The organism is Billgrantia saliphila (genome assembly GCF_002930105.1).
GTDB lineage: Bacteria > Pseudomonadota > Gammaproteobacteria > Pseudomonadales > Halomonadaceae > Halomonas > Halomonas saliphila.
The window spans coordinates 42,086-50,717 of the sequence record NZ_PJRN01000021.1 but is presented as its reverse complement, the minus strand read 5'-3'; the positions used below and the strand labels follow the sequence as shown (position 1 = coordinate 50,717).

8 protein-coding genes are annotated in these 8,632 nt (G+C 63.5%); 6 read left to right on the top strand and 2 right to left on the bottom strand.

Going from position 1 to position 8,632, the window contains the following annotated elements; translation table 11 throughout:
* The 3 genes from CYJ07_RS18075 to mtgA all read left to right on the top strand — a co-directional run.
* The coding region (locus CYJ07_RS18075; protein WP_156085522.1) for a zinc-binding dehydrogenase at positions 1-723 on the top strand (723 nt) is incomplete at its 5' end.
* 172 nt (positions 724-895) lie between these two features.
* Positions 896-1,750 (top strand): S-formylglutathione hydrolase, encoded by an 855-nt coding sequence (gene fghA / locus CYJ07_RS18070; protein ID WP_104205114.1) that lies wholly within the window; start codon positions 896-898, stop codon positions 1,748-1,750.
* Between the two features lie 24 nt (positions 1,751-1,774).
* On the top strand, positions 1,775-2,488 hold the full coding sequence (gene mtgA / locus CYJ07_RS18065) for a monofunctional biosynthetic peptidoglycan transglycosylase (RefSeq protein ID WP_104205113.1): 714 nt from the start codon (positions 1,775-1,777) through the stop codon (positions 2,486-2,488).
* A gap of 9 nt (positions 2,489-2,497) precedes the next feature.
* Here mtgA and CYJ07_RS18060 read toward each other — a convergent pair whose 3' ends face one another.
* Complete coding sequence (locus CYJ07_RS18060; protein WP_104205112.1) at positions 2,498-3,412, bottom strand: DMT family transporter; 915 nt, start codon at positions 3,410-3,412, stop codon at positions 2,498-2,500.
* Positions 3,413-3,608: 196 nt separating this feature from the next.
* On the opposite strand from CYJ07_RS18060, the gene CYJ07_RS18055 reads away from it, so the two are divergent.
* From CYJ07_RS18055 to CYJ07_RS18045, 3 genes are all read left to right on the top strand, one after another.
* Positions 3,609-4,004, top strand: a complete 396-nt coding sequence (locus CYJ07_RS18055; RefSeq protein ID WP_104205111.1) for a DUF4168 domain-containing protein — start codon at positions 3,609-3,611, stop codon at positions 4,002-4,004.
* Between the two features lie 124 nt (positions 4,005-4,128).
* On the top strand, positions 4,129-6,042 hold the full coding sequence (locus CYJ07_RS18050; protein WP_104205110.1) for a DUF294 nucleotidyltransferase-like domain-containing protein: 1,914 nt from the start codon (positions 4,129-4,131) through the stop codon (positions 6,040-6,042).
* 4 nt (positions 6,043-6,046) lie between these two features.
* The gene (locus CYJ07_RS18045) at positions 6,047-6,772 is read left to right on the top strand and encodes a 3'-5' exonuclease (RefSeq protein ID WP_104205109.1); all 726 of its coding nucleotides are present in this window, start codon (positions 6,047-6,049) and stop codon (positions 6,770-6,772) included.
* 71 nt (positions 6,773-6,843) lie between these two features.
* On the opposite strand, the gene CYJ07_RS18040 is transcribed toward CYJ07_RS18045, so the two are convergent.
* Complete coding sequence (locus tag CYJ07_RS18040) at positions 6,844-8,628, bottom strand: putative bifunctional diguanylate cyclase/phosphodiesterase (protein ID WP_104205108.1); 1,785 nt, start codon at positions 8,626-8,628, stop codon at positions 6,844-6,846.
* Positions 8,629-8,632: the final 4 nt, after the last annotated feature.

Below are 8,632 nucleotides of genomic sequence, written 5' to 3'. Positions count from 1 at the left end.
CAGCCGCTGCATCACTACATGGGCTGCTCCACCTTCAGCGAGTACACCGTGCTGCCCGAGGTCTCGCTGGCGGTGGTCTCGCCCGAGGCGCCGCTGGACAAGATCTGCCTGCTCGGCTGTGGCGTGACCACCGGCATCGGCGCGGTGCTCAACACCGCCAAGGTGGAGCCGGGCTCGACGGTGGCGGTATTCGGCCTCGGCGCCATCGGCCTGGCGGTGATCCAGGGCGCGACGATGGCCAAGGCCAGTCGGATCATCGCCATCGACGTCAACCCCGACAAGTTCGAGCTGGCGCGCCAGTTCGGTGCCACCGACTTCGTCAACCCCAAGGAGTACAGCGACCCGATCCAGCAGGTCATCGTCGAGCTGACCGACGGCGGGGTGGACTACTCCTTCGAGTGCATCGGCAACGTCAACGTGATGCGCCAGGCGCTGGAGTGCTGCCACAAGGGCTGGGGCGAGTCGGTGATCATCGGCGTGGCCGGGGCCGGCGAGGAGATCTCGACGCGGCCGTTCCAGCTGATCACCGGGCGGGTGTGGCGTGGCTCGGCGTTCGGCGGGGTGAAGGGCAGAAGCGAGCTGCCCGGCTACGTGGAGCGCTACATGAACGGCGAGATCAAGATCGACGAGTTCATCACCCACGACATGCCGTTCGAGCGAATCAACGAGGCGTTCGAGCTGCTGCACGCGGGCAAGAGCATTCGCACCGTACTGCACTATTGATAGGTGCCCGACGCAGCGCGAGTGAGACGCGCCCCTTTGTAGTGTTGTTGACGATTCAACGCGCGAAGGGGCGGTCCACATACGACGCGCGGCACGAACAGTGCGAAATCAGCCATAATGTCTCAATCGGCGGTCAGCGCGCCGCTGCCCAGGGATCGAGGGAGAAGAGCCCATGACCATGACCGAACATCTCGAGCCGGTTTCGGCAAACAAGAGTTTTGGCGGCTGGCACAAGCGTTATCGGCACCGTTCGCGGGCGCTCGATTGCGAGATGATTTTCGCCATCTATCTGCCCCCGCAGGCCGAGACCGAGCGAGTGCCCCTGCTGTGGTGGCTATCGGGCCTGACCTGCAGCGACGAGAACTTCATGCAGAAGGCGGGGGCTCAGCGTGTCGCCGCCGAGCTGGGTATCGCCATCGTCTGCCCCGATACCAGCCCGCGCGGCACCGACCTGCCGGGAGAGCACGACAGCTACGACTTCGGTTCGGGGGCCGGCTTCTATGTCAACGCCACGCAGGAACCCTGGAAGCGGCACTATCGCATGTACGATTACGTCGCGGAGGAGCTGCCGTCGGTGGTGCGCCAGCACTTCCCGGTCAATGGACGGGAGTCGATCAGCGGCCACTCCATGGGCGGCCATGGTGCGCTGACGCTGGCGCTTCGGCGCCCCGGCCACTATCGTTCGGTGTCGGCCTTCTCGCCGATCGTCAATCCCAGCCAGTGCCCTTGGGGGCGCAAGGCCTTCCGTGGTTATCTGGGCGACGATCCGGGGGAGTGGACGCAATACGATGCCTGTGAACTGGTAGCCAAGGGTGCCTCGAGCCAGCATCTGTTCATCGATCAGGGCGAGGCCGACGACTTTCTCGAGGAGCAACTCAAGCCCGAACGGCTGGAGGCGGTATGCCGTGAGCATGATCACCCCCTGACGCTGCGCCGCCAGCCGGGTTATGATCACAGCTATTTTTTCATTGCCAGCTTCATCGAGGACCATCTTCGCTATCATGCCGAGCACCTCTTCAAGCGCTGAGCGAACCCCCTGACAAGGAGGCGAATGATCCGCTTCTGGCTTCATCGCGCACTACGCTGGGCGGCCCTGTTCGGGGCCGCCTTCGTCATTGTCTCGATCCTGCTGGTGATGCTGTTGCGCCACGTACCCGTCTACGGTTCGACGGTTATGCTCGAGCGCAAGGTCGAATCCTGGCTGGCCGGTGAATCGCTCCCCATACGCCACCAATGGCGACCGTGGGCAGAACTTTCCGACCACGCCAAGCTGGCGGTGATCGCCGCCGAGGATCAACGCTTCCCCGTACATCGTGGGTTCGACGTGGACGAGATGCGCCGCGCCTGGGAGGCGAGCCGCAACGGGGCGAAGTTGCGCGGGGCCAGCACGATCAGCCAGCAGACGGCCAAGAACCTGTTCCTCTGGACTGGGCGGAGCTGGCTACGCAAGGGGCTCGAAGCCTGGTTTACCGTGCTGATCGAGGCGCTGTGGCCCAAGCAGCGCATCCTCGAGGTCTATCTCAATATCGTCGAGTGGGACCATGGTGTGTTCGGGCTGGAGGCTGCGGGACAGCACTACTTCGGCGTGTCGGCCGACCGTGTGAGCGAGGTTCATGCCAGCCGGCTGGCGGCGATCCTGCCCAATCCGCGCCACTGGGATGCGACCCGCCCCGGCCCTCATGTCGAACGGCGCAGCCAATGGATACGTCAGCAGATGCGCAACCTTGGCGGTGCGCGCTATCTCGAACGCCTTGGCGCCGAGTGAGCCGGCGTGTCAACTGCGAGCCTGGCCGCGTGCCGCCATGACGACACCGAGGATGGTAATGGCCATGCCGACCAGGGCCACCACGGGCAGGCGTTCGTCGAACAGCCACCACGCCTGCAGCGCCGTGACCGGCGGCACCAGGTAGAACAGGCTCGCGACGCGAGACGCCTCGCCGCGTCGGATCAGTGCCATCAGCAGCAGAATCGCGGCGATCGACAGTACCAGGACCAGCCAGGCCAGCGTCAGAATGAAGGTCGGGGTCCATTCAATATGACGGTCCTCGAACAACAGCGCGCCGAGACCGAGCAGTATCCCGGCTGCGAGATACTGCACTGCCGTGCCCGAGAGCAGCGGCATGCCGGTGCAGAAGCGCTTCTGATAGAGCGTGCCCAGGGTAATGCCGGCCAGGGCGACCAGCACGCAGGCGAGCGCGCCGAGGCCGAAGCCCTGGAACAGGTTCGTGCCCGGGTCGAGTTTGCTACCGAGTACCAGTGCGATACCGGCCAGCCCCAACGCCAGCCCAAGCCATTGGATCGGGGTGATGCGCTCTCCCAGCAGAGGGCCCGCCAGGGTGGCGGTCAACAGCGGCTGAAGTCCGACCAGCAGAGCGGCAAGGCCGGCGGGCATGCCCAGTGAGATGCTGTAGAAGACCCCTCCGAGATAGGCGCCATGCACCAACAGACCCGATACTGCGATATGCGCTCGCAGCGCATTTCCTTTGGGCCAGCCACTGCCCAGCAGCTGCACCAGCGGGATCAGCAGCGCCAAGGTCAAGACGAAGCGTACGAAGAGGAAGGTGAACGGCTCGGCATGGGGCAGGCCGAACTTCGCACCGATGAAGCCGGTACTCCACAGCGCCACGAACAGCACCGGCATGCCGGCCAGTAGCACGGCGTCGAGACGGGAAGTGGCGGTCGTCGTCATCTCAGGGATGTCCTTATGCTCTGTCGAATCATCGACGATACCGCTTCGTAGCGGGCAAACGCTAGCAGGTTAACATTTTGCGAAGCGCGTTCACGGTCACCTTTCTTAACAATTCGTAACACAAAAATCTGAACTCTGCTGACACCCCTTCGTCAGACTTCGTACATACACCGCAACACCCCCTTGGAGGTATTTCATGCAACGGATGACTGCTCTGTTTTCGGCTGCTCTGCTGACTGCCGGTCTGATGACCGCACAGGCGCATGCCCAGCAGGACCCTGCCCAGGACCCGGCGGCCGGTCAGTCGCAGGCACAGGCACCTGCTCAGGACTTCTCCGACGATCAGCTGCAGCAGTTTGCGGATGCCTCCCAGGACATCGCCGTGATCTCTCAGGAATATACCGAACGTCTGCACGCGGCGGAGGATGAGCAGACCCAGCAGGAAGTGCGCATGGAGGCCAACGACAAGATGGTCGAGGTAGTCGAGGACAACGGCCTCGACGTGGATACTTTCAACGCCATCGGTCATGCCATCCAGCAGGATCCGGAGCTGATGCAGCGCGTTCAGCAGATGGCCGAGCAGTCATCCTGATCCGGCATCCAGTAATGTAGCGTCTGACAGGGGCCGCCTTCGGGTGGCCCCTGTTCACGTTGGGGCTTTACACCGCCTTCGGGCGTTTACACACTGACAGGGATTGTGGGAACCGGGCAAGCGCATGGACACGGAAATACTCGAGATACGCCAGCACATGGGGCGCTTTCCGCCCTTCGATGTCCTCGATGATGCCTTGCTCGACGAAGTGGCCGGCCGCGTCGAGGTGAGCTACTTCCAGGCCGGGACGGACATACTCCACCTCGACCAGGAGCTGCACGAGCTGTGCTATATCCGCAGCGGCGCCGTGGAGATCCGGCGTCGCACGGGGGAGCTCTACAACCGCTTGGGTGAGGGCGATATCTTCGGTCAATTCAGCCTGCTGCGAAACAATCGGGTGCGCTTTCCCGCCATCGCCCTCGAGGATACGCTGCTCTACTTCATTCCCAAAGACGTCTTCCAGCATCTTTGCGAGGCCGACGAGCATTTCGCCGACTTCGTGGAGCTGGAGCGGCCACGCCTGGAAGCGGCGGTAGAGGAGCACCGTAAGGCCAACGACATGATCATTACCCGGGTACGCAAGCTCTTGACGCGCTACCCGGTCTTGATCGAGGCCTCCACGACGGTGCAACAGGCGGCACGGCAAATCAGCGAGGCGCAGGCCACGGCGGCTCTTATCCTCGACGCACCCGACGGCGATCCCCGCCATACCTTTACCGACAGCGAGGATCGTGCCTGGCGACTGCGCGGGATTCTCACCGACAGCGATTTTCGCACGCGCATCGTGGCCGAGGGCTTGCCGCCCGACACGCCGGTGGGGGAGCTGATCGGCAACCGACCGATAACCATCCAGTCGGACGAATCGGTGCATGAAGCGATGCTGTGCATGCTGCGCAATAACATTCACCATCTTCCGGTGCTCTACCGCCGTCGACCGGTGGGCGTCCTGCATCTCTCCGACATCATCCGCTACGAGACCCACAGCAGCCTTTATCTGGTCAGCAACATCTTCAACCAGTCGAGCGTCGAAGGGCTGGCCCGGCTGGCGCCGGACGTCAGAGCCGCCTTCGTGCGCATGGTGGAGGAGGGGGCCGACTCGCAGATGGTCGGCAGTGCGCTGTCGAGTATCGGACGCAGCTTCGTGCGTCGCCTGTTGGAACTGGCGGAGGAGGCGCTGGGACCGCCGCCGGTGGGCTACTGCTTCATGGTCAACGGCTCCATGGCGCGCAACGAGCAGACCGTCGTTACCGACCAGGACAATGCGCTGGTCCTGTCCGACGATTTCGAACCGACGCGCCACGACGCCTATTTCGCCGACCTGGCCCAGCGCGTCTGCGATGGCCTGGACGCCTGTGGCTATCCCTACTGCAAGGGCGAAGTCATGGCCACGAACCCCCGCTGGCGCCAGCCTCTCTCCGTGTGGAAGCGCTATTTCGACGAATGGATCGATTCGCCCACACCGGAGAGACTGCTGCATAGCTCGATTTTCTTCGACCTTGATAGTGCCTATGGCGAAGAGGCCTATGTCGAGCAACTTCAGGATCTGCTCGCGCGCAAGGCGCCGCAAAGCCCCCGGTTCCTGGCGGCCTTGGCGCGCAACGCCCTGAACCGCACGCCTCCTCTAGGGGTATTTCGTACTTTCGTGATGGAGAAGGACGGAAAGCATAATAACTCGATCAATATCAAGCGCCGGGGCACCGCGCCCATGGTCGACCTGATTCGCGTCCACGCCCTGGCCTGTGGCTCGAGTGCGCAGAACAGCTTCGAGCGGCTCGACGATATCGACAAGACCCAACTGCTGGCCCCGGGCGCGGGCGGCAAGCTTCGCTATGCCATGGAGCTGCTGTCGATGGTGCGGATTCGCCATCAGGTCTACGACCTCCAGCATGAGTACGTACCCGATAACAACATTGAGCCGGAGAACGTCGCCGACAGTGAACGGCACCATCTCAAGGATGCCTTCCAAGTGTTGAGCCACGCCCAGAAATTCCTCAAGTACCGCTATCCGATCCCGCCGCACAGCGGCCGGGAGCGCTGAACCCATGCTATCGCATCGTCTGGCGCGGCGAGTCGAGGGACGAGAATGGCCGACGTACCTGAAGCAGCGCGCGGCCGAGACGCAGAGCCCTTTGCTCCAGCGCTTCTTCGCTGCCGGCTGCCCGGCACCGGACACGCCCATTGGCGAGGCGCCGCTGGTAGCGCTGGATCTCGAGACCACCGGTCTGGACGTGCAGCGCCATGCCATCGTCAGCATCGGCGCCGTACCTTTCACGCTGGATCGGATTCCCCTGGCACGGCGACGCCACTGGATCGTGCGGCCCAGTCGGCCGCTGTCGCGCGAATCCATTACCCTGCATCGCATTACGCATGCCGAAGTCGAGGCGGCGCCGGATCTGGCCGAGATCCTGCCGGAGCTGCTGGAGACCTTGGCCGGGCGACTGGTGGTAGTGCACTATCGCCATATCGAGAGGCCCTTCCTCGACGCGGCGATACGGGCACGGCTGGGCGAGGGCGCACGCTTCCCGATGGTCGATACCATGTCGCTGGAGGCACGTCGGCATCGACTTTCTCCATGGGCGCGTCTGCGCCGCTGGATGCGCCGTCCGCCGGTGTCGATACGCCTACCCGATTCGCGGCGACGCTATGGCCTGCCGGATTACCATGGACACCATGCACTGGTCGATGCGCTGGCCACGGCTGAACTGCTCCAGGCGCAGATAGCGCATCACTACCGGCGAACGGTGCCCGTGCACGAGCTGTGGAGCTAGATGGGACGAAAAAGGTCAGTGCGCGTCGCACCTGTTACGTCGGCTTGGGAAGGTTGGCTTTGCAGCCAGACTTACAGCCAGAGTTCAGCGAAGGTATCGCCATCCACCGGCCGGCCGAAATGGAAACCCTGTACACCGGTGCAGCCCAGCGCACGCAGGGCCTCGGCCTGTTCGGCTTCCTCGACCCCTTCGGCCACGGTCAACATACCCAAGGTCTGGGCCATGGCAATGATAGTGGCGACGATGGCATGGTCGTGGCTGCTCTTGAGCATGTCCTTGACGAAGGACATGTCGATCTTGAGGGTATCGGCGGCGAAGCGCTTCAGATAGGTGAGCGACGAGTAGCCGGTACCGAAGTCGTCGATGGCCAGACTGAAGCCCGCATTGCATAGCGCCCGGGTGATGCGCACGGTCTGCTCGGGGTTGCGCATCAGGCCGCTCTCGGTGAGCTCCAGGCCGAGCTTGCCGGGCGGAATGCGAGTGGCGATACGCTGGATGTGTTCCGCTAGGCGCGGATCGTCCATCTGCTGGGCGGAAACGTTGACGCAGAGCCTTCCAGGGAACGGCTTGCCTTGATGCTCCCAGGTCTGCAGCTGCTGGCAGGCGGCATCCAGCACCCATTCGCCGAGCTGTCGTATCAATCCATGCTCTTCCGCCAGGGGAATGAATACGCCGGGACTGACGTGCCCGAGGATATCGTCGTGCCAACGGCACAGCGCCTCCGCGCCGATCAGCTTGCCGGTCTTGAGGCTGAACTGGGGTTGGAAGGCAAGCGATAGCCGTCCCTGGGACAATGCCTCGCTGAAGCGCACTTCCAGCACCTCGTGCTGGTGCAGTTCGTCGGCCATGGTGGCATTGAAGAAGCGGGTGCGGCTGTTGTCACGCTTGGCATGGTTGAGGGCGATGCTGGCGTGCTGGAACAGCGATTGGGCGGTATCGGCATCGCGGGGAAAGAGCGCGGCACCAACGCTGGCCGAGACGGAAAAACTGCGCTCGGCAAGCTGGATCGGTGGCAGGAGACTGTTGCGGTAGCGTTCGATGGCATGGGCCATGGCGGCCGGCCGGGTGTCGGTCAGCAAGACCATGAATTCATCGCCGCCCAGGCGGGCGACGAACTCGCCTGGCTCGGCCTGGGCACCGAAGCGCCCGGCGATCTCGGCCAGCATCAGATCGCCGAACTCATGCCCCTGGGTATCGTTGATCTGACGGAAGCGCTGCAGGTCGAGGTAGAGCAGGCCGAGGCAGCTGTCTCGCAGGCGGGCCTGCTCGCAGGCTTCCTCCAGGCGCTCCATGAAGTAACGCCGATTAGGCAGCCCGGTGACGCTGTCCCAGTAGATCAGTTGCTGGATGCGATAGTCGCTGCTGCGGCGCTTTTCTTCCTCGGCTCGGCGTGCCATCTCGGCACCCGCCTGGGCAGCGGCGATACGCAACACTTCCGGGGCGTAGTCCGCCATGTTCAACGCATGGCCCGAAAGGACGGCCAGCAGGCCGACGAGATGTCCTTCGGGAGCGCGCAGCGGGATACCCACGTAGCTCTCCACTCCCAGTTCCTGCAGCATCGAACTGTGGGGAAAGCGTTGACGAACACTTTCGGAGAACTCGCAGACCTGATCGCTCAGTACATGCTCGCACGGCGTACCGGCAAGCTCATAGACTGAAGTGGGCTGGAGAGAGCCGCGCGACCAGAAGGCAACGGTGCGGATGGAGGCATGGTCTGACAGCAACTTGCCGATCAGCACATGGTCCCCTTCGAATATCGTCGCAAGACGTTCGACCAGATGATCGAGCGCATGGGGGGTGCCGGCCTTGCCCAAGCCATCGGCGAGCAGACGAAAGGCGTCTTCGGGGGCCATCATGGGC

Excerpts from the sequence above, each read along its gene's own strand:
- fghA (WP_104205114.1), top strand. The coding sequence starts at position 896 with ATGACCATGACCGAACATCTCGAGCCGGTTTCGGCAAACAAGAGTTTT.
- mtgA (WP_104205113.1), top strand. The coding sequence starts at position 1,775 with ATGATCCGCTTCTGGCTTCATCGCGCACTACGCTGGGCGGCCCTGTTC.
- CYJ07_RS18060 (WP_104205112.1), bottom strand. The coding sequence starts at position 3,412 with ATGACGACGACCGCCACTTCCCGTCTCGACGCCGTGCTACTGGCCGGC.
- CYJ07_RS18055 (WP_104205111.1), top strand. The coding sequence starts at position 3,609 with ATGCAACGGATGACTGCTCTGTTTTCGGCTGCTCTGCTGACTGCCGGT.
- CYJ07_RS18050 (WP_104205110.1), top strand. The coding sequence starts at position 4,129 with ATGGACACGGAAATACTCGAGATACGCCAGCACATGGGGCGCTTTCCG.
- CYJ07_RS18045 (WP_104205109.1), top strand. The coding sequence starts at position 6,047 with ATGCTATCGCATCGTCTGGCGCGGCGAGTCGAGGGACGAGAATGGCCG.
- CYJ07_RS18040 (WP_104205108.1), bottom strand. The coding sequence starts at position 8,628 with ATGATGGCCCCCGAAGACGCCTTTCGTCTGCTCGCCGATGGCTTGGGC.